The sequence below is a fragment of the Isoptericola variabilis 225 genome (genome assembly GCF_000215105.1).
Lineage (GTDB): Bacteria > Actinomycetota > Actinomycetes > Actinomycetales > Cellulomonadaceae > Isoptericola > Isoptericola variabilis_A.
This window is the reverse complement of sequence record NC_015588.1, coordinates 2830452-2853683: the sequence shown is the minus strand read 5'-3', so window position 1 is coordinate 2853683 and position 23232 is coordinate 2830452. Positions and strand designations below refer to the sequence as shown.

Annotated in this window: 20 protein-coding genes; 8 read left to right on the top strand and 12 right to left on the bottom strand. The window is 75.8% G+C overall.

Annotated features, from left to right (window positions below):
• Window positions 1–47: 47 nt before the first annotated feature.
• Window positions 48–1625, bottom strand: a complete 1578-nt coding sequence (locus tag ISOVA_RS13120; RefSeq protein ID WP_013839701.1) for a sensor histidine kinase — start codon at window positions 1623–1625, stop codon at window positions 48–50.
• On the bottom strand, window positions 1622–2371 hold the full coding sequence (locus ISOVA_RS13115) for a response regulator transcription factor (RefSeq protein ID WP_013839700.1): 750 nt from the start codon (window positions 2369–2371) through the stop codon (window positions 1622–1624). Before ISOVA_RS13115 ends, ISOVA_RS13120 begins: the two co-directional genes overlap by 4 nt.
• Window positions 2372–2529: 158 nt before the next feature.
• Between ISOVA_RS13115 and ISOVA_RS13110 the strand changes: the two genes are divergently transcribed.
• Both ISOVA_RS13110 and ISOVA_RS13105 read left to right on the top strand, forming a co-directional pair.
• Window positions 2530–3447, top strand: coding sequence for a hypothetical protein (locus ISOVA_RS13110; protein ID WP_013839699.1), 918 nt, complete (start codon window positions 2530–2532; stop codon window positions 3445–3447).
• 92 nt (window positions 3448–3539) lie between these two features.
• Entirely contained in the window at window positions 3540–4445 is a 906-nt protein-coding gene (locus tag ISOVA_RS13105; protein WP_013839698.1) for a hypothetical protein, read from the top strand.
• Here ISOVA_RS13105 and ISOVA_RS13100 read toward each other — a convergent pair.
• Entirely contained in the window at window positions 4436–5050 is a 615-nt protein-coding gene (locus tag ISOVA_RS13100) for an NYN domain-containing protein (protein WP_013839697.1), read from the bottom strand. The two genes, ISOVA_RS13105 and ISOVA_RS13100, sit on opposite strands and share 10 nt — an antisense overlap.
• 150 nt (window positions 5051–5200) lie before the next feature.
• Here ISOVA_RS13100 and ISOVA_RS13095 point away from each other — a divergent pair, with 150 nt between their 5' ends.
• Entirely contained in the window at window positions 5201–5947 is a 747-nt protein-coding gene (locus ISOVA_RS13095; RefSeq protein WP_013839696.1) for a type 1 glutamine amidotransferase, read from the top strand.
• A gap of 115 nt (window positions 5948–6062) precedes the next feature.
• Here ISOVA_RS13095 and ISOVA_RS13090 read toward each other — a convergent pair whose 3' ends face one another.
• The 8 genes from ISOVA_RS13090 to ISOVA_RS13055 form a co-directional block, all read right to left on the bottom strand.
• On the bottom strand, window positions 6063–6803 hold the full coding sequence (locus ISOVA_RS13090; protein WP_013839695.1) for a PspA/IM30 family protein: 741 nt from the start codon (window positions 6801–6803) through the stop codon (window positions 6063–6065).
• Window positions 6804–6896: 93 nt separating this feature from the next.
• On the bottom strand, window positions 6897–9020 hold the full coding sequence (locus ISOVA_RS13085; RefSeq protein WP_013839694.1) for a TPM domain-containing protein: 2124 nt from the start codon (window positions 9018–9020) through the stop codon (window positions 6897–6899).
• Window positions 9021–9080: 60 nt separating this feature from the next.
• Window positions 9081–10265, bottom strand: coding sequence for an AI-2E family transporter (locus tag ISOVA_RS13080; protein ID WP_013839693.1), 1185 nt, complete (start codon window positions 10263–10265; stop codon window positions 9081–9083).
• Between the two features lie 65 nt (window positions 10266–10330).
• Entirely contained in the window at window positions 10331–10687 is a 357-nt protein-coding gene (locus tag ISOVA_RS13075; protein ID WP_013839692.1) for a DUF202 domain-containing protein, read from the bottom strand.
• The gene (locus ISOVA_RS13070; protein WP_013839691.1) at window positions 10684–11049 is read right to left on the bottom strand and encodes a YidH family protein; all 366 of its coding nucleotides are present in this window, start codon (window positions 11047–11049) and stop codon (window positions 10684–10686) included. The genes ISOVA_RS13075 and ISOVA_RS13070 overlap by 4 nt, the downstream gene beginning before the upstream one ends.
• A 25-nt stretch (window positions 11050–11074) precedes the next feature.
• Window positions 11075–12070 (bottom strand): TIGR03557 family F420-dependent LLM class oxidoreductase, encoded by a 996-nt coding sequence (locus tag ISOVA_RS13065; protein WP_013839690.1) that lies wholly within the window; start codon window positions 12068–12070, stop codon window positions 11075–11077.
• A 129-nt stretch (window positions 12071–12199) separates the two neighbouring features.
• Window positions 12200–13879: a DNA repair helicase XPB gene (locus ISOVA_RS13060; RefSeq protein WP_013839689.1), complete on the bottom strand. Its 1680-nt coding sequence runs from the start codon at window positions 13877–13879 to the stop codon at window positions 12200–12202.
• A 19-nt stretch (window positions 13880–13898) separates the two neighbouring features.
• Window positions 13899–16328: a helicase-associated domain-containing protein gene (locus ISOVA_RS13055; RefSeq protein WP_013839688.1), complete on the bottom strand. Its 2430-nt coding sequence runs from the start codon at window positions 16326–16328 to the stop codon at window positions 13899–13901.
• 128 nt (window positions 16329–16456) lie between these two features.
• Here ISOVA_RS13055 and ISOVA_RS16570 point away from each other — a divergent pair, with 128 nt between their 5' ends.
• The 4 genes from ISOVA_RS16570 to ISOVA_RS13040 all read left to right on the top strand — a co-directional run bounded on the left by ISOVA_RS16570 (window position 16457) and on the right by ISOVA_RS13040 (window position 21313).
• Entirely contained in the window at window positions 16457–16708 is a 252-nt protein-coding gene (locus tag ISOVA_RS16570) for a WHG domain-containing protein (protein WP_143762137.1), read from the top strand.
• Window positions 16709–16800: 92 nt separating this feature from the next.
• Window positions 16801–17184, top strand: a complete 384-nt coding sequence (locus ISOVA_RS13050; protein WP_013839687.1) for a cold-shock protein — start codon at window positions 16801–16803, stop codon at window positions 17182–17184.
• An 11-nt stretch (window positions 17185–17195) separates the two neighbouring features.
• Complete coding sequence (locus tag ISOVA_RS13045) at window positions 17196–18044, top strand: DUF3027 domain-containing protein (RefSeq protein ID WP_013839686.1); 849 nt, start codon at window positions 17196–17198, stop codon at window positions 18042–18044.
• Window positions 18041–21313 (top strand): sacsin N-terminal ATP-binding-like domain-containing protein, encoded by a 3273-nt coding sequence (locus tag ISOVA_RS13040; protein ID WP_013839685.1) that lies wholly within the window; start codon window positions 18041–18043, stop codon window positions 21311–21313. Before ISOVA_RS13045 ends, ISOVA_RS13040 begins: the two co-directional genes overlap by 4 nt.
• Here the strand turns inward: ISOVA_RS13040 and ISOVA_RS13035 are convergent.
• Complete coding sequence (locus ISOVA_RS13035; protein WP_013839684.1) at window positions 21295–21552, bottom strand: DUF2530 domain-containing protein; 258 nt, start codon at window positions 21550–21552, stop codon at window positions 21295–21297. The two genes, ISOVA_RS13040 and ISOVA_RS13035, sit on opposite strands and share 19 nt — an antisense overlap.
• A gap of 107 nt (window positions 21553–21659) precedes the next feature.
• On the opposite strand from ISOVA_RS13035, the gene ISOVA_RS13030 reads away from it, so the two are divergent.
• A complete protein-coding gene (locus ISOVA_RS13030) occupies window positions 21660–23120 on the top strand; it encodes an NCS2 family permease (RefSeq protein WP_013839683.1) in 1461 nt (486 codons plus the stop codon).
• Window positions 23121–23232: the final 112 nt, after the last annotated feature.

The following is a 23232-nucleotide window of genomic DNA, read 5'->3' as shown; positions in this document are numbered from 1 at the left end:
AGCGTACGACCGGGCGCCCACACACGTGGGCTCGCACGACCGGTCCGTCATCGCGACGAGGACGACCCCGCATCGTAGCGGGGTCCGGCGGGGAGCAGAACCCGGACCGTCAGCCCGCCGCCCGGCGTCTCCGCCACGCCGACGTGCCCGTGGTGCGCCCCGACGATCGCGGCGACGATCGCGAGGCCCAGGCCCGAGCCGCCCGACCCGCGGTTGCGCGACGAGTCCGCCCGGTAGAACCGCTCGAAGATCTTGCCCGCCTGCTCGGCGCTCACACCGGGCCCGTGGTCGCGCACCTCGACGCAGACCTGGCCCTCCGCCGTCGTGCCGAGCGCGATCTCGGCCGGCGATCCCGCGGGCGTGTGCCGGGCCACGTTGCCGACCAGGTTGGTCAGGACCTGCCGCAGGCGGTCGGCGTCGCCCGTGACGACGAGGCCCGACGGCGCCGCGTCCCCCGGGTGCAGGCCGGTCACGGACACGGTGCGCGTGGGGTCGAGGGCGTGCAGGTCCTGCGCGGCGTCGCGCGCGATCGCGACGACGTCGACGGGCTCGTGCCGCATGGGCCGGCCCTCGTCGAGCCGCGCGAGCACGAGCAGGTCGTTGACGAGCGTCCCCATGCGGCGGGCCGAGTCCTCGATCCGGCCCATCGTGTCCTCGACCTTGTCGGACGTGTCGAGCGCCCCCATCCGGTACAGCTCGCCGTAGCCCTTGATCGTCGCCAGCGGGGTGCGCAGCTCGTGGCTCGCGTCGGAGACGAAGCGGCGCATCCGGGCCTCGGACGCCTCCTGCACGGCGAACGCCTGCTCGATCTGCGCGAGCATCGTGTTGAGCGAGTGGGCCAGCGAGCCGACCTCGGTCGACGCGGGCTGCGGCGGGATGCGCTGCGACAGGTCGCCCGCGGCGATCGCGGCCGCCGTCGACTCGATGCGCCGCAGCGGGCGCAGCGACCGGTGCACGAGGAGGTAGGCCGCGAGCCCGCCGAGCACGACGATGCCGACGCCCGAGGCCAGCAGCGAGCGCGAGAGGAACGCGACCGTCTCCTCGACGCCCGCGAGGGGGAGCGCGACGTAGGCCGTGCCCTCCTGCGTCCCGGCGCCGCTGGTGAGGAGCACGGGCACCGAGACCACGCGCCAGCGGGTCGCGACGACGCCGCCCGTCGAGCCTGTCGTGAACGTCTCGAGCCCGCGTCCGGCGGCTTCGGCGACCTGCTCGTCGGGGACGAGGGGCGTGCCGTACTTGTCGATCGTCTGCTGCCAGGCGATGGGGGACGACGTCGCGCCGTCCGCGTCGCGCAGGACGAGCACGTACTCGCTGGGGATGCGCGTGCCGCTCGCGGACGGGTCCACGAGCTCGGTGACCTCGCGCGCGGCCTGCTTGAGCTGCTCGTCCATCTGGTCGACCAGGTAGTTCGAGACGACCGCACGCGTCGCGAGCGCGGCGAGCACGAGCCCGAGCGCGAGCAGCAGCACGATGATCGCGACGAGCCGCGCGCGCAGCGGCAGCCGCTCGAACCACGCCCAGCGGGGCGCCGGGTCGCCGCCCGTGCCGCCGTCCGCCGTCGGGCCTGCCCCCGGCGGACCTGCCGGGTCCGTGCCCGACGGCGGCACGGCGGCCGTCCAGGTCATCGCGCGGTCTGCGGGGCCCGCAGCAGGTAGCCGACGCCGCGCTTGGTGTGGATCATCGGCGGCAGCTCGACGTCGTGGCCGTCGGGCCCGGTGACGGTGAGGTGGTCGATCTTGCGCCGCAGGTACGAGATGTACGACTCGACGATGTTGGCGTCGCCGCCCCAGTCGTACTGCCACACGTGGTCGAGGATCTGCGCCTTGGACAGCACGCGGCCCGCGTTGAGCATGAGGTAGCGCAGCAGCTTGAACTCGGTGGGGGACAGGTCCACCTCGACGCCCGCCCGGCGCACCTCGTGCGAGTCCTCGTCCAGCTCCAGGTCGCCCACGCGCAGCACCGCGTCGTCCTCGGGCTGGGCCGCGTTGGTCCGGCGCAGCACCGCGCGGATGCGCGCCACGACCTCCTCGAGGCTGAACGGCTTGGTCACGTAGTCGTCGCCGCCCACCGTGAGGCCCTGGATCTTGTCCTGCGTGTCGTCGCGCGCGGTGAGGAACAGCACGGGCGTGTGCCGCCCCGTCGAGCGCATGCGCCGCGTGACCGTGAACCCGTCCATGTCCGGCAGCATGACGTCGAGCACGACGAGGTCGGGCTCGAGGTCGCGCACCAGCTGGAGCGCGCTCGCCCCGTCGGCGGCCGCGTGCACCTCGAAGCCCGCGAAGCGCAGGGAGGTCGACAGCAGCTCGCGGATGTTCGGCTCGTCGTCCACGACGACGAGGCGAGCCTCGGGTGCGGAGGAGGTGGCGGACATGCCTCCAGTGTGCGCCCGATCCCTGGACGCTTCCTGGACAGCACCTGCCGTGCGCCGGGGTGCGCCGAGCGGCGTGCGGACCGGGCCGTCCGTAGACTCGGCGGCCCCGGACGAACGCCCGGCGGCCCGCACGGCCGGAGCGAGGAGCGGAGGACGCCGTGACCGAGACGCCACCGCGAGCGCCCGCCCGACGCCGCGGCGCGGGCCCCGCCGCGGTGCTCGCCGCGTGGCTCACGGCCGTGCTCGCCGTCGGCGCGGTCGCGGCCGGGTGGGCGCAGCGCACGCTGCTCGACACCGACCGGTTCGTCGCGGTCGCGGGCCCCGTCGCCGACGACCCGCAGGTCACCCGCCCGCTCGGCGACGCCGTGGCGGGTGCCGTGGTCGCGGGGCTCGACGTCGACCGGCTCCCCGGCGACGTGGCAGGGATCGTCGAGGAGGAGGTGCGGCGCCTCGTGGACGAGGCGCTCGCCTCGGCGCCGGTGCGCGAGCGCCTCCGCGGCCTCGTCCGGGAGGCGCACGCCGGCACGGTCGGCCTCGCCCGCGGCGAGGGCGACGACACCGCGGGCGTGGCGCTCGCGGAGGACGGCGTGGTGCTCGAGACCCGGCCCGCCGTCGTCGACGCGATCCGGGTCGTGACGCAGGGGCTCGGGCCGCTCGGGGAGGTGCTCCCCGAGCTGGTCGTGCCCGAGAACGCCGGCCGCGTGCTGCTCGTGCCGACGGACGCGTTCGACGGGCTGCGGGACTTCGTGCAGGGCGTCGACCGCGCCGCGCCGCTCCTGCTGGTCGGCGCGGGGCTGGGGCTCGTCCTCACGCTCGTCGTGGCGACCCGCCGCCGCCTCGCGCTCGCGCACCTCGGCCTCGCGGTCGCCGTCGTGGGCGGCCTGGCCGCGCTCGGCAGCGTCCCGCTGCGCGACACGGCCGTGCGCGGCGTGCACGACGCCGGCCTGCGCGGTGCGCTGCGCGCGCTGCTCGAGCCGGTCGGCGCCGACCTCACCGCGACGCTCGGGTGGACGGCGGCCGCCGGCGCCGCCCTCGCGGTCGTCGCGTGGCTCGTCTCGCGCGTCGCGCGGCGGTAGGGCGGGCGCGACGACCGCGGCAGGGCGGGTGCGGTCCCGGGAGGCCTCGGCTGTCCGTACACTCGGCCACGCCCGTCGACGAGGAGGACCCCGTGCCGCACCGCGCAGTCGCCCATGCCCGGACCTACGAGCGGCGCCGGCGCCCGGGGGTCGGGCTCCTCGCGGTGCTGACGGCCCTGCTCGTGGTCGCCGCGACGCTCGTCGTGTGGACGCAGCGCACCGCGCTCGACACCGAGCGGTTCGTCGACGTCGCCGGCACCCGGCTCGGCGACCCGGTGCTGACCCGGCCGCTCGCCCAGGCCGCCGCCGACCAGGCGCTGCGTGCGGCGGGCCAGGACGCGGTCCCGGCCGAGGTGCGCGTCCAGGTCGAGCAGGCCGTCGAGGGCGTCGTCGCCTCCGACGCGTTCCGCTCGCGGATCGAGCAGCTCGTGGTCACCGCGCACGCGGGTGCGGTCGGCGTTGCGCGCGGACAGGCCGAGAGGCATCCCGACGTCGCGCTGACGTCCGAGGGCTTCGTCGTCGACACCCGGCCGGTGGCGGTCGAGATGCTCGACGGGGTCGCAGCCGGGCTCGGCGACGCGGGCGCGGCGATCGCCGAGCGCGGCGTCCCGGACGGGGCCGGGCAGGTGCCGCTCCTGAGCTCGCGCGCGTTCTCGGTCGTCGAACGGGCCGTGCAGACCGTCGACCGCGCCGTCGTGCCCCTGGTCGCGGGCGCCGCCGTCGCGCTCGCGCTCACGCTCGCCCTCGCGGTCCGACGACGCCGCGCGCTCGCGGGCGTCGGTGCGGCGACCGCGGTCGTCGCGGCGCTCGCGGCCCTCGCGACCGTCGCGGTCCGCGTGCTCCTCGGCACCGGCTCGGGGCCGGCCGAGGCGCGCGCCGTGGGCGCGCTCCTCGAGCCGCTCGTCGCCGACCTGACCGGGACGCTGTGGCTCGTCGCCGGGGTCGGCGTGGTGCTCGGGGTCGTCGCCGGCCTCGCGGCCCGCGTCGGTCAGAGGTAGCGCAGCGGGTCGAACTCGTCGATCGGGATGATCCGCACGCGCGGCAGCGGCGCGGTGAACGCGTCGGCGTCGCCCTCGAGGTCGAACATCTCCAGGCCGCGCTCGGTGAGCTGGGAGAACTGCGCGTTGACGAACTCGCGGAACGCGAGCAGGCCGACGCGGCGCTCGCCCTCGCCGAGCAGCGCCTCGATCTGCGGCAGGAAGTCGCCGTCGTGGCTCGCGAGCAGCACGTCCCCGGAGCGCGACGCGAGCGCGTCGAGCGTGCGCTGGATACCGACGTCGACGACCTTCTCGGTACCGGACGCGGCGAGCGGGATCGGGCGGTAGCCCATCGCGAGCAGCGCCTGGACGAACGGCATCGGCATCTGCCCGCTCGTGGCGTTGAGGAAGAACAGCGGGACGACGTCCTGACCCCACACCTTCTGCGCGAACGCGCTGATGCGGTCCCAGCGCGGACGCTCCTGCGGGTCCGGGCGCCGGTTGAGGACGTTCATGCCGAGCGTGGCGTCGATGTTCTCGCCGTCCACGAGCAGGTAGGTCTTGCGGGGGGTGCCGACGACGTCGGGCGGGGACACCGACGGCGGACCGGCGAAGGCTGCGGACATGCGCCCAGCGTATCCGCGTCGCGGCCGCTCGACCTGTGCACCGTGCGCCGCCACCGAGCGCCCTCGGCCGGGGCGCGCGTGGATCGTTGGGTCGCCGAGTCGCTACCCTCTTGCCCCGTGCACACTCACGATCTCGGTGCGCAGCCACGCGTGACCGTGCTGCAGCACTCCTCGGACGTCCCGCTCGACCGGCTCGCCCGGCGCCTCGGCGACGTGCGGCTCGTCCGCCTGTTCGACGGCGACCCGGTCCCCGCGCTCGACGAGTGCGGCGACGGGCTCGTCGTGCTCGGCGGGCAGATGTCGGCCTACGCCGACGACGTCGCGCCGTGGCTGCCCGCGGTGCGCGCGCTGCTCGCGGAGGCCGCGACGTCGGGCCTGCCCACGCTCGGCATCTGCCTCGGCGCCCAGCTGCTCGCGGTCGCGGGCGGCGGCCGCGTCGAGGTCGGCGCACCCCCCGGACGCGAGGCCGGCGTGGTGCCTGTTCGTTGGCGTGGGAGCGCGCTCACGGACCCGGTGCTCGGCCCGCTCGTCCGTGCGGCGGGCGCGACGACCGACGCCGACGTCGAGGCCGGCCGCTGCTCGACGCTCGCGGTGAGCATGCACGCGGACGCCGTCGTCGAGTTGCCCGTCGGCGCCGAGTGGCTCGCGTACTCCGAGATGTACCCGTACCAGGCGTTCCGCCTCGGCTCGGCGCTCGGCGTGCAGTTCCACCCCGAGGCGAGCCCGTCGCTCGCCGTGCGGTGGGCGCTCGACCACACCGACGTCTCGACGGCCGAGGTCTCCGACGCCGCCTACGCGCACTCCGAGGAGCTCGACGCGACGTGCGCGCTGCTCGCCGACGCGTTCATGGCCCAGGTCCGGGCGCACGCCGGCGCCGGGCTCGCGCTCGCCGGCTGACGCCGTCGTCCCCGCCCCGAACGCTGTGGGCGTGATTTCTGGCCGCTTTTGTCCAGAAGATCCGGACGAATCGGGCCAGAGATCACGCCCACAGCGGTAGAGGTCTGCCGGGCGGTCAGGACTCGAGCTGCGGCGCCGGGGCCTGGCCGGCCTTGAGCGCGGCGAGCCGCGCCTCGAGCTCGATGTCCTTGTCGTGCGACTCGAGCTCGGCGAACTGCGACTCGAGCGAGGCCGCGGCCACCTCGGCCTGACCGAGCGCCATCGCCTCCTCCCGGCGCACGGCCTCCTCGAAGCGCGACAGCTCGCTCGTCGGGTCGAGCACGTTGATCGAGCTGATGGCGCCCTGGACCGTCTGCTGCGCCTCGGCCGCCTTCTGGCGCGCGACGAGCTGGTCGCGCTTGGTCTTGAGCTCGCCCAGCTTGTCCTTCATCGCGGCGAGGCCGGACTTCAGCTTCTCGACGGTCACCCGCTGCTGCTCGATCATCGGCTGCGCGGCCTTGACCTCGGACTCCGCGTCGAGCTGCTTGCGCAGGGCGACCTTGGCGAGGTTGTCGAACTTGTCGGCGTTGGCCGTGTCGCCCGCGGCGCGGTACTCGTCGGCCTTGCGCGAGGCGGCGAGCGCCTTGGCGCCCCACTCCTGCACCGCCGCGACGTCCTCGTGGTAGTCCTGCTCGGCGAGGCGCAGGTTGCCGATCGTCTGGGCGATCGCCTGCTCGGCCTCGGCGATGTTGTTCGTGTAGTCGCGCACGAGCTGGTCGAGCATCTTCTGGGGGTCCTCGGCCCGGTCGATCAGCGCGTTGATGTTCGCCCGGGCGAGCTGGCTGATGCGGCCGAGGATGCTCTGCTTCTGGGTCATGGTTCGCCTTCCGTGCCGTAGCGGTGTCCGTCGTCGTGGTGTCCGTGGTGGTCCGTCGATGGTCCGACGAGCGCGGCCGTCGGATGGTTCCGGTTAGAAGCGGCCTCCGCGGGACCGGCCGCCGCCGCGTCCGCCGGAGAACCCGCCCCGGCCGCCTCCGAAGCCGCCGCCCCCGAAGCCGCCGCCGAGCCCCCCGCCCGACCGGCGCGAGCCGCGCGACCCGCCGAAGCCTCCGGAGCCGCCGAACCCGCCCGAGCCGCCGAACCCGCCCGGGCCGCGGTAGCCGCCGCCCCCGCCGCGCAGGATCGAGTCGAGCAGGATGCCGCCGAGCACCATGCCGCCGACGTTGCCCGACCCGCCCTGCTGCTGCATGCCCCAGCCCGAGGTGTCCTGCTGTGCGAGGTGCGCGGCCTGGGTCGCGTACCGCTCGGCCTGCTGGGCGCGCTCGAGCGCCGCGGCCGGGTCCTGGGCCTGCAGCGCGCGGGCCTCGTCCGCGAGCCGCGTCGCCTCGGCCAGGCGCGTGCGCGCCTGCAGCCCGACGGCGCCCCGGCGGGTCGCGACGTAGTCGTGCGTCGCCCGGAGCTGGGCGTCCACGCGGGCGAGCGTCTCGCGCAGCAGCGCGGCCGCCCGCGCGTCGGTCTCGGCCTTCTGCCGCGCCGGCGCGAGCGCCCGGTCCAGCGCGGCCTCGGCCGCCGTGAGCCGGGCGAGCGCCGCGATCGGATCGCCGCCGTCGCGCGCCTGGCGCGCCTGCGCCGCGGCGGCCTCCGCCTCCGTGCGGGCCGCGGCGACCGCGGGGTCGCCGGGCGCGAGCCGGGCGGCGTCCGCGATGTCCTGCGTGATCGAGGCGATGCCCTTGTCGAGCCGGGGGCCGGCCTCGGCGAGGTCGGTGCCGGCGCTCTCCACGGCGTCGAGCAGCGTGACCGCCTGGCCGAGCGCGTTCTGCGCGGCACGGGCGTGCGCGACGGCGAGCGGCTTCTTGCGCTTCTCGAGCGCGGCGCGCCCGTCGGCGACGGCCTGCCGGGCGTTCTCCACGAGCGCCACCGCCTGCTCGGGGTTCGTCGCGACCGACTCGAGCGCGGACGCGGGGTAGGTGGCGCGCAGGCCGGCGAGCGTGCCGCGGGCGACCTCGACGCGGTCGACGATCTCCCCGGCGCGCTGCTCGGCCTCGTCGAGCAGCTGCGGGGCGCGCGTCTGGAGCCGCCGGAGCTCGTCGAACGCGGCCGTCTGCGCGTCGAGCGCGTCGGCCGCGCCGTCGCACAGCGTGAGGATCTCGACGAGCATCTGCCGGCGCTGCGGCTCGGTCTCGGGGATCTCGTCGTCGAGCTCCTGGCGGACGTGGAACGCCCGGCCGACGTCCTGCTTGGCGCGGGCGAGCGCGGCCTCGAACTCCCGCGTCGCCTCCAGCCCGAACTCGGCCTGCGCGAACCCGAGCTCCTGCTCCGACGTCCTGATCGCGTCGTCGATGCTCACGAGCGCGCTGCCCGCGCGGCGGTCGAGCTCCGCGGTCGAGAGCGACTCGAGCGGGTCCGTGCCGGGAGCGCCGCCCCCGGCGTGGCGTCCCTGCCCGACGCCGGTGCCCGCCTCGGCGGAGCGCTTGCGGCTGCGGTACCACGCGTACCCGCCGACGCCCGCCGCGGCGAGCGCTCCCACGCCGACCAGGGCGCCCGTCGGCACGCCGTCGCCGCCGAGCGAGAGCCCCGAGCCGCCGCCCGCGACGTCGACGGTCGCGTCGGCCGCGGCGACCGCGGCGCCCGCCCAGTCGTCGTCGCGCAGCGCGTCGGCCGCGGCGTCCTGGATCCGGTCGAGGTCGGCGTCGGTCAGCGCGATGCTGTGGTCGACGCTCAGGCCGAAGACGCGCTCCTCGGTCGCCACGGCCAGGAGCAGGTCGTCGCGTCCCAGGCGCGCGTTGTTCGCCGTCGCGTCGGCCCACTCGACGCCGTCGAGCCCGTCGAACGACGCCACGTAGACGACGAACAGCTGGTACTGCGTCTCGTCCGCGACGCGGTCGAGCGCCTCGCGCACCTCCGCCCCGCGCGCGCCGACGGCCTCCACCTGGTCCGTGATGGCGCCCTCGATGTCGGGCAGCGGGGGCACCGCCTGCGCGGGCGCGGCGACGACGGTCGCGAGCGCCGTCCACAGGCCGGCGAGCAGCACGGCGGCGACGGATGCGGCCGCGCGGCGCAGCGCGGTCGGATGCGCAGGATTCACGCGATGCATCGTGTCGTGCGCGGGGGTGGCGCGCAATCGCTGGCCGGGGCGAAAGCGCCGGTGAGCGCGCTACCGCTCGTCGTCCTCGCGGCTCTCGGCGGCCCGCCGGGAGGCGTCGCGCAGCGCGTCGGGCGCCTCGACGTCCCGCAGGCGCTCCGGATCGCGCAGCAGGTCGGACTCCACGAGCTCGTGCCGCCGCAGGTAAGTGCTCGCGACCGCCTGGATCGTCGCCGCGACCGGCAGCGCGAGGAACGCGCCGAGCGCGCCGAAGACGGCGCCGAACGCGATCACGACGACGAAGCTCACCGCGGGGTTCATCTCGAGCGCCTGGGCGGACACTCGCGGCGCCAGGACGAGGTTCTCGACCTGCTGGTAGCCGACGACGAACGCGAGCACGCCCAGCGCCTGCGGCAGGCCCTGGGAGGTGAGCGCGACGACCACCGGCAGGGCCCCGCCGATGTACGCGCCGATCGTCGGGACGAACTGCGACACGACGCCCGTGAACACCGCGAGCGGGAACGCGTACGGCGTGCCGAGGACGAGCAGGAACACGGCCGTCGCGGCCGTCGCGACGGCCGCGAGCACGAGGCGCGAGTTGATGAAGCCGGCGACCTTGAGCTGCGTGATCTCCCACAGGCGCAGCACCTCGGTCTGCCGGTTCGGCGTCAGCAGGCGGCACACCGCGGCCCGGAACCGCGGCCCCGCCGCGAGCAGGTAGTACGTGACGAGCAGGATGGTCAGCGTGGCGAAGATCCCGCCGACGATGGTCGTGCCGACGAGCAGCGTCCCGCTCGCGACGTCCTGCCCGAACCGCTCGGCCGCCTGCCGCAAGAGCTCGTCCGACTCGGGCAGCACGACGTCGAACCGCTCGGCGGCCCACGCCTGGATCGTCGCGTAGAGGTCGGGGACCGCCTCGGCGAGCTGGACGAGCTGCTGGACGAACAGGCTGCCGAACATCGCCATCATCACGACGACGCCGACGAGCGCGCCGATCAGCGAGACGCCCGCCGCGGCGCCCCGCCGCCACCCGTGCCGCACGAGCCGCACGACGAGCGGCTCGAGCGCGAGCGCGACGAAGAACGCGATGACCAGGTTGACGAGCAGCGCGCGCAGCTGGCCGAGCGCGTACCAGGCGAAGACGCCGACGAAGACCGCGAGCACGGCCATGAACAGGGCCCGCGGCAGCCAGCGCGGCGGGCGGCGAGAGTCCGGAGCGCCCGGGCGGGCGGCGTCCTCGGCAGGCAGAGCCGTCATGGCAGCGACGATAGGCGCTCGGCGCGCGCGGGCGGCGTCACACGCCGGGCGGTCGCCCGGCGGCGTCACACGCCGCGCGAGACCGCGGTGGCCACGACGAACACCGCGGACACGACCCCGACGCCCACGCACATCGCCGCGAGCGTCGCGAGCATGCCGGCGCCCGGCATCACCGGCCCGGCCGGGCGCGGCCCGGCCTCGCGTAGCGCGGCGTCGAGCCGCCGGAACCGCACCGTGCCGGCGTGGAGCAGCAGCAGGCCGCCGAGCAGCGCGAGCAGCGGCAGGGCGAGGCCGAGGACGACGCTGCTCGCGCCCAGGTAGCGTGCCGCGACGACCGTGCCTGCCGTCACCGCCAGGACCGTGCGGCGCCAGGCGAGCTCGGTGCGCTCGGGCTGCAGCCCGGCGTCCCACGGACCCGTCACGGGCCCACCAGCATCGCGGCGCCGACGAGCACGGCTACGACGAGCACGCCGATCGCCGCGGGCAGCGCGGTGAGCGGGGAGGGCAGCGGCTCGTGGTTGCGCAGCGCCCGCTCGGTGCGCACCCACCCGAACCACGCCTGCCCGACGAGCGTCAGGCCCGTCGCGACGAGGATGAGCGCGGCCGTCAGCCGCAGCGTCGGGTCGAGCGGGGTCGCGAGCGCCTCGAGCGCCACGGCGCCGGCGAGGAACGCCAGCGCCGTGCGGATCCAGGCGAGGAACGTGCGCTCGTTCGCGAGCGAGAACCGCGGGTCGGGCTCGGTGCCGACGCCGTAGACGCTGCGCGGCAGGCGCGATCTGCTCATGCGGTCATTGTGCCGGGCCCGGCCGTCACGCCTGGTCGTCCGGCGCCGCCTCCCGCAGCTTCTCGAGTAGCGGGCCGGCGGCCTCGTCGAGGAACTGCCGCTGCTTCTCGTCCCCGACCTGGACGATCGCGAGATCGGTGAAGCCGGCCTCCCAGTACGCCGACGCCGCCTCGACCACGGCGTCCAGGTCCGGGCCGCACGGGATCGACTGCGCGACGTCGTCGGGCCTCACGAACGACGACGCGGAGTCGAACGCCTCGGTCGTCGGCAGGTTCGCGTTGACGGGCCAGCCGAGCCCGAACCAGCGGAACTGCTCGTGCGCGCGGGCCTTCGCGGCCTCCGGGTCCGGGTCCCACGAGATCGGCATCTGGCCGATCTTGCGCGACGGCGCGAGCGACGCCTCGGCGCGCAGCTCGTCCCACCGCCGCAGGACGTCGGGCTTCGGCTCGGTCGCGACGAGGTGGTCGGCGATCGTCGCGAAGTGGTCGACCGACTGCCGTCCCGACACCGCGACGCCGACCTCGACCGGCATCTCGGGGACGTCCCACAGCCGCGCCGAGTCGACCTGGAAGTGGTTGCCGCGGTAGCTGAGGAGCTCGCCCGCGAACAGCTCGGTGATGATCTCGACCGCCTCGTACAGCAGCTCGTGGCGCTCGTCGATCGCGGGCCAGCGCTCGCCCACGACGTGCTCGTTGAGGTTCTCGCCCGCGCCGAGCCCGAGCGTGAAGCGCCCGTCGGACAGGATGCCGAGCGTCGCGGCCTTCTGCGCGACGACGGCCGGGTGGTAGCGCACGGTCGGGCAGGTCACGTAGGTCATGAGGCCGACGCGCTCGGTCGCGTGCGCCACCGCCCCGAGCACGCTCCACGCGTACGGCGAGTGGCCCTGCGCGTCGAGCCACGGGAAGTAGTGGTCGCTCGAGACCTCGAAGTCGAAGCCGACCTGCTCGGCCGCGACCGCGTACTCCACGAGCTCCTTCGGGCCGGACTGCTCCGTCATGAGGGTGTAGCCGAATCGGGTCATGACACCACCGTGGCCAGCGGCCGGGCACCCCGCACCTGGGGCGCGCCGTCCGCCCACCCTCCGGGTCGGTGGTTCTGACGGGTTGCGGAATGCGCGCGAGAACGCAACCGATCAGAACCACCGGCGCCGTCAGACGACCGTGTCGAGGTCCTCGGCGTCGACGATCCGGTACGCGTACCCCTGCTCGGCGAGGAACCGCTGCCGGTGCGCGGCGAACTCCTGGTCCACGGTGTCGCGCGCGACGACCGCGTAGAAGTGCGCGGTGCGGCCGTCGGCCTTGGGCCGCATGATGCGCCCGAGGCGCTGGGCCTCCTCCTGCCGCGACCCGAACGACCCGGACACCTGGATCGCGACGGACGCCTCGGGGAGGTCGATCGAGAAGTTCGCGACCTTCGACACGACGAGGCGCGAGATCTCGCCCGAGCGGAACGCCTGGAACAGGCGCTGGCGCTCGCGGACCGTCGTCGCGCCCGTGATGAGCGGCGCGTCGAGGTGCTCGGACAGCTCCTCGAGCTGGTCGAGGTACTGCCCGATGACGAGCACCTGGTCGTCGGGGTGCGACGCGACGATCCGCTCGACGACGCGGTTCTTGCCCGGCGCGCACGCCGCGAGGCGGTACTTGTCCTCGGGCTCGGCCGTCGCGTAGACCATGCGCTCGTGCTCGGGCAGCGTGAGGCGGACCTCGACGCAGTCGGCGGGCGCGATGTAGCCCTGCGTCTCGATGTCCTTCCACGGGGCGTCGTAGCGCTTGGGCCCGATGAGCGAGAACACCTCGTCCTCGCGGCCGTCCTCGCGCACCAGCGTGGCGGTGAGCCCGAGCCGGCGCCGGGCCTGCAGGTCCGCCGTCATGCGGAAGATCGGCGCGGGCAGCAGGTGCACCTCGTCGTAGACGATGAGGCCCCAGTCGCGCGCGTCGAGCAGCTCGAGGTGGCTGTAGACGCCCTTCCGCTTGGTCGTGAGCACCTGGTAGGTCGCGATCGTGACGGGCTTGATCTCCTTGCGGGCGCCCGAGTACTCGCCGATCTCGTCCTCGGTCAGCGTCGTGCGGCGCACGAGCTCGTCGCGCCACTGCCGGGCGCTGACCGTGTTGGTCACGAGGATGAGCGTCGTCGTGCCCGACTTCGCCATCGCGCCCGCGCCGACGATCGTCTTGCCCGCGCCGCACGGCAGGACGACGACGCCGGAGCCGCCGTGCCAGAACCCGTCGACGGCCTGGGCCTGGTAGGGCCGCATCTCCCACGGCTTCGGCTGCTCGTCCGGGGTCCGCGGGACCGTGACCGGCGCGAGCGCGATCGGGTGCTTCTCGCCGTCGACGTAGCCCGCGAGGTCCTCGGCCGGCCAGCCGAGCTTGACCAGCGCCTGCTTGAGGTGGCCCCGCTCGCTGGGGTGGACGACCACCGTCTCGTCGTCGAGCCGTTCGCCCACCATCCCCGTGGTCCGCTTGGACTTGAGCACCTCGGCGAGGACGGCTTTGTCGGTGGCCTCGAGCACGAGCCCGTGGACCGGGTGGGACACGAGGCGCAGCCGGCCGTAGCGCGCCATCGTCTCGGCGACGTCCACGAGCAGCGCGTGCGGCACCGGGTACCGCGAGTACTCGAGGAGCGTGTCGACGACCTGCTCCGCGTCGTGCCCCGCGGCGCGCGCGTTCCACAGGCCGAGGTTCGTCAGGCGGTAGGTGTGCACGTGCTCGGGCGCGCGCTCGAGCTCCGCGAACGGCGCGATGGCGCGCCGCGCGTCGTCGGCGCGCGGGTGGTCGACCTCGAGCAGGATCGACTTGTCGCTCTGGACGATGAGCGGGCCGTCCGTCATGCGGTTCCTTCCGAAGGGGTCATCTCGCGGGGCGCTCCTCGACGTCGGGCGCGGGGGAGACCGACGCGATGCGGTGGACCGCGATCGTCAGCTCGGCCTCCCGGTCGGCGTCGAGCGCACGCAGCCGGCCGCCGTCGAGACGCAGGGGCTTGAGCTCGCGCCGCTCGAGGCCGCCCGAGCGGCCGACCATCTCGACCCACACCCGGCGCCCGTCGCGCAGCGCGTCGTGCAGGATGGCCAACGCCTCGCCGGGGTCGTCTGTTCCACGGCGCGTGCGCGCGGCGACCCGCGACGCCGCGTGCGTCGTGTCCGGGTGCCCGACGGCGGCACTCGCCCGGTCCCGCCCGCCCGCGTCCGCGGCGCTCGGCCCGACGCCGGTGCCGTCGGCCGGTGCGCCGCCGTCGGCCGGTGCGCCGCCGTCGGCCGACCGGAGGCGGGCCACGAGGGCGGCCCGTCCCTCGTCGGTGACGGGGGACGACGCGACGGGTGTGCCGCGGCGGGCGGGGCGGTCCGCGCGGGGCACGGCGCGCAGCCGGCCGAGCACGCGGCCGTCGGGTCCTTCGAGCGCCGACAGCAGGCCGCGCTCGCGCAGCGCGTCGTGCAGCTCGGCGGGCGGGACGGCCGCCGCCAGGACGGTCGGCGCGAGCCGGACCAGGCCGAGCGAGGCGAGGCGGGGGTCCTCGACGAGCCCCGCGAGCACCGTCGGGTCGGCCGCGCGGACGTACGACGACGCGGCGCCGATGCGCAGCGCCTCGTGCCGACGGGCGGTGTCCCGGACGAGGTACTCGAGCGGCTGCGGCAGCGGGACGGGGGAGCGGCGCGCGAGCTCGGCGAGGAGCTCGTCGGCCGTGGCGCCGTGGTCGAGCGCGCGCGTGATCGACGCGGGCGTGAACCGGACGGTGAGGGCCGCGCCGCGCGACTCCGCGTCGGCCGTGCGCTCGAGCAGCCGGGCGAGCGCCATCGACGGGCGTCCGGGCACGATCCCCGTGAGGTCGCCCTGGAGCAGGATCTCCTCGACCTCGGGAGGCAGCACGGCGCGCAGCGCCTCCTCCAGCCCCGTGTCAGAAGCGTGGTGGGCCCTGGCCCACTGGCTTTCTGACACGCGGGAGAGGTAGGCGCGGCCGGGGCCGGACAGCGCGCCCGCGCCCGTCGCGCCGAGCAGCGCGGCCTCGCGCAGCAGGCCCGCGACCGCCGGCTCGGGCGGCACCGCGCGCGGCGACCGCCACCGCAGCACCGTCATGACGTCGTCGAGGCTCAGCGCGGTCCCGGGCTGCTCGGCGAGCACCGCCAGCACCTGCGCCCGCAGCCGCGGCACCCAGGGCCGGTGCAGGTCGGGCGACAGCGGCGCGCGCACGCTGCCCTTCTCGTCGCGCGAGCCGACCTGCCACGGCGTCCGGCGCGAGCCGGCCCACGGCTCGGCGAGCAGGGCCCACCGCGCCGCGTCGTCGAGCTCGTCCCAGGTGTCGGCGCGCGTCGTCGGGACGTACGACGCCGGGGCGTCGCCGTCGTCGGCCACGAGCCCGGCGCCCGCGGCGAGCTCGACGACGAACGCCGCCGTCGCCTCGTCGGTCCCGAGCGCCTGCGCGGTGCGGCGCAGCTCGCGCACGCCGAGACCGCCGGCGCGCAGCACGGGAGGCGGCGCGTCCTCCCACGCGGCGACGAGCAGGTCGACCCGGCGGACGAGCTCGAGCGCGGCCGTGACGGCCTCCGCGTCGGCGGCCGCGGGCGGGACGGGCCGGCCCTCGGGCCGTGGCGGCGCGAGCTCGGGCGCGCGGTGGGTCCGCCCGCCGCGCAGCGCGAGCCCGACGTCGCGCGGCAGGACCACGTGCCGCGCGTCCGAGCGGACGAGGAGGCCGGCGGCGACGAGCGCGTCGACCGCGCGCCGCGCACCGCTGCCCACGGGCGGCACGACCCCGACCGGCGGCCCCCACGCGAGCGCGTCGAGCACCTCGCGACCGCCGGGCGGGAGGTCGTCGAGCGGTGCGGCGGGCCGCTCGGCCGCGGGCCGTGCGGGTCCGAGGCCCGCCGGGTACGGGCCGAGCACCTCGTCCAGGCCGGGGGAGGGGCGCAGGTCCGGGGCGCCGGGCTCGCCCGCGTCCCACAGCAGCGCCGCCTCCAGGGCGGCGTCGACCGTCCGCCCGACGGCGGAACGCGCGTCGTCGTCGCCCGTCCCGTCCGCGCCGGTCGCCGCGAGGATCCGCTCGAGGGTGACCGGGCCGTCGTCGGACAGGGCGAGCACCGCCTCGAGCACCTGGAGCGTGCGCGCGTCGGCGTGCGCGAGCGCGCGCTCGAGGCTCGTGCGGCTCGAGGCGCGCGCCGCGAGCGAGCGCAGCGTCGAGGGCGACGGCGTCGCGAGGTCCGGCCGGGCGCGCAGCAGCGCGACGAGCGCGGCGTCCGGGCGGGTGCGGATCGCGTCCGTGAACGTGCGGGGGGCCGACGTGCTGGCCATTCGATCGATGCTACGCGCCGCACGTCCCTGACCGAGTTGTCAGGCCCAGGCGGCGGTATACGCCGGCGTGAGCCTGACAACTCGTGGGGCGGTGGAGTTGTCAGGTCCAGGCGGGGGTATACCCCGGCGTGAGCCTGACAACTCGTGGGACGAGTCAGGCGACGGCGGCCGCGAGCTCCGCCTCGGCCGTCGCGCGCACGCTCATGGCGTGGAGCGGGATCTTCGGCACGGTCTCGTTCGAGATGTTCGGCCACCTCGTGGGCTCCGTCGACGGGTACGCGGCGTGGTTCGACGCCGTCGCGCTGCGTCTCGGCGCCGACCTCGGGATCGGCACCGCCCCCGGCGAAACGGATGCGACGGCGAGCCCCGCCGCCCGGTAACCTGGGAGTTCTGGCCGCACGTGCCGCACGCCGCAGGGCGCGCGCCGGGCGGCCGTCCACGAGCAACATCGAACGAGCACGAAGAGGTTCAGGTGCCCACCGGCAAGGTCAAGTGGTACGACGCAGAGCGCGGCTTCGGTTTCATCGCCAGCGACGACGGCGGCGAGGTCTTCCTGCACGCGTCCGCGCTGCCCGCCGGCTCGACGAGCCTCAAGCCGGGCACGCGTGTCGACTTCGGCGTCGCGGACGGCCGTCGCGGCCCGTCGGCGCTGTCCGTCAAGGTGCTGGACCCGACGCCGTCGGTCGTCAAGGCGAAGCGCAAGCCGCCGTCGGAGATGGCGGGCATCGTCGAGGACCTCATCAAGGTCCTCGACCGCACGGGCGACCAGCTGCAGCGCGGTCGCTACCCGGACGGCCCCGCCGCCAAGCGGGTCGCCACGCTGCTGCGCGCCGTCGCGGACGACCTCGAGGCCTGAGAGGACATCCCATGGTGACCGCTGCCGCCGACGCGCCGGGCCGTGCGCGCCGTGTGAGCGCCCGCGCCCGCAACGACGCCGTCCTGCTGGGGGCGGTCGACCTCGCGCGCGCCGCCGCCGAGGACGTCGCCGAGTCGCCCTCGGACGTCGGCGAGCACCTGGGCGCGGTCGCCGAGGGCGAGCGGCTCATGTCGCACCGGTTCGCCGCGGCCATGCCGGGGTACCGGGGCTGGCACTGGACCGTCACGCTCGCGCGCGTGCCGCGCGGTCGCAGCGCGACCGTGTGCGAGGTCGAGCTCCTGCCGGGCGACGAGGCGATCCTCGCTCCCGAGTGGGTGCCCTGGTCCGAGCGGCTGCGCCCCGGCGACCTCGGCCCGGGCGACACGCTGCCCTACCGGCCCGACGACCCGCGTGTCGAGCCCGGCTGGACCGAGATGGGCGACGAGGAGATCGACGACGTCGCGCGCGAGCTCGCGCTCACCCGCGCTCGCGTGCTCTCGCCCGCCGGGCGCGACGCCGCGGCCGAGCGCTGGTACCGCGGCTCGCACGGCCCGACGGCGCCCGTCGCCGTCGCGTCCGCGGCCGAGTGCATGACGTGCGCGTTCCTCGTGCCGCTCTCCGGCCCGCTCGGGCAGCTCTTCGGCGTGTGCGCCAACGAGTGGTCGCCCGACGACGGCAAGGTCGTCTCGTTCGACCACGGGTGCGGGGCGCACTCGGAGACCGACGTCGAGCGGCCCGGGACCGAGTGGCCCGCGGACGCGCCGCTCATCGACGACCACGTGATCGAGCCCGTCGAGCTTCGCGCCGCGTCCGCGGCCGACGCGGAGCGCACGCCCGACACCGACGCCGGGACCACGTGACGGCCGACGCCTTCGGGACCGCCGCGCTGCGGCACGCGGTCGTGGAGGCGTGGCTCGGGTCCGGGACCCGCTTCCGCGAGGACGCGAACACCGAGGAGGACCACGCCCGCGGCTACTACCGCGACCGCGTGGTCGTCGAGCTCGCGCAGAACGCCGCCGACGCCGCGGCGCGCGCGGGCGTGCCCGGCCGGCTGCTGCTGCGCCTCGAGCCGCACGGCCCCGGAGGGTGGCGACTCCTCGCGGCCAACACCGGGGCGCCCCTCGACGCCGCCGGCGTCGCGTCGCTCGCGTCCCTGCGGGCCTCGGCGAAGCCGGCCGGGTCCGGCCAGGTCGGGCGGTTCGGCGTCGGGTTCGCGGCGGTCCGCTCGGTGTCCGACGACGTCGCGGTGCGCTCGCGGACCGGGGGAGTGTGGTTCGCGCTCGCCGCCACGCGGGCGCTGCTCGACGACGTCACGTCCGGCGGGTCGGACGCCGCGGCGCGCCTGCGGGCGGCCGTGGCCGAGCGCGGGGACGCCCTGCCCGTGCTGCGGCTGCCGTTCGAGGCGCCCGCTCTGGGCGACCTGCCCGACGACGACGCGCTCACCGAGCCCGACGCCGCCTACGACACCGTCGTCGAGCTCGTGCTGCGCGACGACGACGCCGTCGCGTCCGTGCGCGCCCAGCTCGACGCCGTCGACGACGGCCTCCTCCTCGCGCTGCCCGCCCTCTCCGCTGTGGGCGTGATTTCTGTTGTCGAGGATCAGGACGAATCGGGCGAACCGGGCCAGAAATCACGCCCACAGCGCCTCGTAGACGAAGTCGGTGCACGGTGGGTCACCGAGCGGAGGACGGGCACGTTCGACGCCGCCGAGCTCGCGGACCTGCCGCTCGAGCAGCGCCGCGCGGACTGGTCGCTCGTGTGGGCGCTGCCTCGCCCGGGCACGACGGCGTCGCTCGCCGACGGCGGCACGTCCCGCGTCCTGCACGCCCCCACGCCCACGGACGTGCCGCTGACGTTCCCGGCGCTGCTCGTCGCGTCGTTCCCCGTCGACCCAGGCCGGCGTCTGGTGCAGCCCGGACCTGCGTCCGCGCGCCTGGCCCGCGAGGCGGGCCACGCGTACGCCGACCTGCTCGCACGCCTCGCCACCGAGGGCGCCGAGACCACCGAGACCACCGCAGCTGCTCCCGAATCCACCGGGCCGCGGCGCGACGTGCTCGCGCTCGTCCCGACCGGGCTGCCGGCGTCGGACCTCGACGCGGCGATCCGCGAGGCCGCGCTCGACGCCCTCCGCGCGGCCCCGGTCGTGGGCGGCGTCGCGCCGCAGGAGGCGGTCGTGCTCACGGGCCCCGCGGGCGACGACGCGCGCCTCGTCGAGGCGCTCGCACCCGTCGTGCCGGGCCTCGTGGCGCTCGACCCGCGCCACCACGCCGTCGCGCGGACGCTCGGTGCCGCGACGGTCAGCCTCGCCGACGTCGTCGACGACCTGCCCGACGGCCTGCCGCCGCACCGCTGGCGCACGATCTGCGCCGCGCTCGAGCCGCACGTCGCCGACCCGGGGGTGCTCGAGGCGCTCGCGGGCGCCCGCGTCCCGCTCGCCGACGGCCGGACGGTCCGGGGCGTGCGCGGCACGGTCGTGCTGCCCGAGGACGACGACGACGCGGCGCTCGCCGCGATCGCGCGCACGCTCGGCGTCCGCGTCGTCCACCCGGACGCGGCGCACCCCGTGCTCGTGCGGGCCGGCGCCGTCCGCACCGACCCGCGCGGCCTCCTCGCGGACCCTGGCGTCCGCGCGGTCGCGCTCGCCGCCGCCGACGCGCTCCTCGACGACCCGGACGCGGCCGACGCCTCCGTCGGGCCGGGCCCGGTCGCCGGCAGCATCGTCGGTCCGGTCGACGCCGGCGCGCAGGAGGTCGTCGACGCGGTCCTCGCGCTGGTCCGCCTCGCCCTGCCCGTGTCAGACGCCGGGTGGGACAGGGCCCACCAGCTTTCTGACATGCCGTTCTGGCTCGGCGAGCTGCCCGTGCCGACGGCCGACGGCGAGCTCGCGCCGCTGCGCGAGACGACCTTGCCCGGCACGTGGGCCGCCGACGTGCTCGACCTGGCCGTCGTCGCGCCCGACGCCGCGGCGCGGCACGCGCCCGCCACGCTCGCCGCGGCCGGCTCGCACGCCGACCTGGCCGTCTACACGGTGCCCGACGTCGCCACCCCGGACACGGGCGCCGACGCCGCCCTCGAGGAGGCGGGCCTCGAGCGCGAGGCGCCCGACGAGGAGCACGACCCGGACGACCCGGCCGGCTGGCTCGACGGCTGGTCCGACTACCTCGCCGTGCTCGCCGACCGGCTCGGTCCCGCGGTGCCCGTGGGCGACGTCGAGGCGGCCGCCGACCTCGACGCGGTCGGCGACGACGCCTGGCCGCAGGCGCTGCGCCGCCTCGCCGGCGAGCCGCGCACCCGGCGCGTGCTCCTCGCGGCCCCGCGCCGTGGCGTCCCCTCGTACACCGCGTGGTGGCTGCGCGACCGGTTCGAGGCACCGTTCGCGCTGCACGACGACGTCCCGCTCCTGCCGGCGGCACATGCGGTGCTCGAGGGGCTCGACGACGAGGTGCGGCGCGCGCTCGGCGGCGTCGAGGCGCTCGCGGACCTCGACGTCGACGACTGGCCCGTCGTGCTCGACCGGCTCCCCGCCGTCGGGCAGCCCGTGCCGCTGCACGACGCGCTCGCGGTGTGGCGCGGCCTGGCCCGGCTCGCGCGCGACCTCGACGACGAGCGGCGTGCCGCCGCGCTCGACCCCCTGCCCGACCGGCTGCCCGCGCTCGAGGTGGGCACCGCCGTCGTGCACGCGGCCGAGGACCTCGAGGTGGCGCCGGGCGCGCGGTGGGCCCAGCTCGGGCCGGTCGTCCCGGCGGTGCCCGACGACGCGTCGGCGCTCGCGGACCTGCTCGACCTGCCCGTCGCGGGGGAGGACGGCGTGCCCGAGCCCGAGTCGCCGGGGGAGCGGCGGGAGCTCGACGCGCGCGTGGCGGCGCTCGACCCTCGGCTGGGCGACCACTGGTGGGCGCACGAGGAGCTGGTCGTCGACGGCGTGGCGGTCGCGTGGTGGGTGAGCGCCGACGGCGAGCCGCACGCCACCGGCACCGACGCGCTCGCGCACGCGCTGGCCGACGTCGTCGGACGTCCCGGCCTCGCTGCGCTGTTCCGGGCGGCGCTCTGCGCGCCCGACGACGCCGCGCGCCTGTGGGCCGCGACCGCCTGGGACGCCGAGCCGGGCGCTCAGTCCTCGCCGCGGTAGCTGCGCCGGTTCCGCCGCTCCCACAGCAGCCCGGCGCAGCCGAGCAGCAGCCCGGCGACGCAGGTCACGACGACCTCGGTGCTCACGCGCCCGACCGCCGCCAGCACGCCCAGCACCACGAGCGCGACGGCCCACGCGACCATGCCCGCGACGATGACCTTCCGCAGGTCCACGCGCTGCGGCGGCGGCGTGGGCTTGCGCAGCTCCGGGTGGATCAGGAGCTTGACGATGGAGGGCACGTCGCCATCGTAGGTGCCGTCGTCGTGCGGGGCCTGTGTGTTAAATCGCAGTCACGATCCGGTCGGCGCGTGCCGCGGCCTTCCCCGGCTCTGGCACGATTGCGCCCATGGCGAACACCACCTCCGCGCCGCTGGAGCGCGAGCTGAGCGCGATCGACCGCTTCTTCAAGATCACCGAGCGAGGCTCGACGATCGGGACCGAGATCCGGGGCGGTCTGGTCACGTTCTTCGCGATGAGCTACATCATCGTCCTCAACCCGCTCATCATCGGCACCGTCAACGACGGCACCGGGCAGGTGCTCGGCGGCGGCACGGAGCCCGGCCCCAACTTCGGCATGATCGCCGCGGCGACCGCGCTCGTCGCCGGCCTGCTCACGATCGCGATGGGCGTCTTCGCCAACTTCCCGATCGCGCTCGCCGCGGGCCTGGGCCTCAACGCGGTCGTCGCCTACTCGATCGCGACGCTCGAGGGCGTCACCTGGGCCGACGCGATGGGCCTCGTGGTCATCGAGGGCCTGATCATCCTGGCGCTCGTGCTCACCGGCTTCCGCGAGGCGGTGTTCAAGGCCGTCCCCGTCGAGCTCAAGACGGCCATCAGCGTCGGCATCGGTCTGTTCATCGCGCTCATCGGCTTCGTCAACGCCGGCTTCGTCGTCCCGGGCGCGGGCACCGTCGTCACGCTCGGCAACCTCGGCACCTGGCCCGTCCTCGTGTTCGTCGTCGGGCTCGTCCTGACGATCGTGCTGTTCGTCCGCAAAGTCCGCGGCGCGCTGCTCATCGCCATCATCACGGCGACGGCGCTCGCGGTCGTCATCGAGAACACGCTGCACATCGGTACCAAGGCCGACGGCAACCCCAACGGCTTCAACCTCAACGCACCGGCGTTCGACGGCGTCGCCACCGTCCCGGACTTCGGCCTCCTCGGGCAGTTCTCCCTGCTGGGCTCGTTCGAGAACATCGCGATCGTCACGGTGATCCTCCTGGTGTTCTCGCTGCTGCTCGCCGACTTCTTCGACACGATGGGCACGATGGTCGCCGTCGGCGGCGAGGCCGGCCTGCTCGACGAGAAGGGCAACCCGCCCAAGACCCGCAACATCCTCGTGGTCGACTCCCTCGCGGCCGTCGCCGGCGGCGCGGGCAGCGTCTCGTCCAACACCGCATACGTGGAGTCGACGTCGGGCGTCGGCGAGGGCGCGCGCACCGGTCTCGCGTCGGTCGTCACGGGCGTGGCGTTCCTGCTCGCGACGTTCCTGTCGCCGATCGTCGCGCTCGTGCCGTACGAGGCGGCCGCGCCGGCGCTCGTGTTCGTCGGGTACCTGATGATGGCCCAGGTCGCCGCGATCTCGTGGAAGGACGTCGAGATCGCGATCCCCGCGTTTCTCACGATCGTCGTCATGCCGTTCACGTTCTCGATCGCCGACGGCATCGGTGCGGGCTTCATCGCGTTCGTGCTCATCAAGATCGCGCTGGGCAAGGTGCGCCAGGTGCACCCGCTGATGTGGATCGCGTCCGCGCTGTTCGTCGTGTACTTCACGCTCGAGCCCATCCAGGCGGCGCTCGGGGTCTGACCGTCCGTCGGGTGCGCCCGGCCGCACCGACGCTGCATCGCGCTCGGCCCGTGCTCACGAGCACGGGCCGTGCGCTTTCTCGTGCGTCGGTGGCGTCCGCTATGTTTCTCCC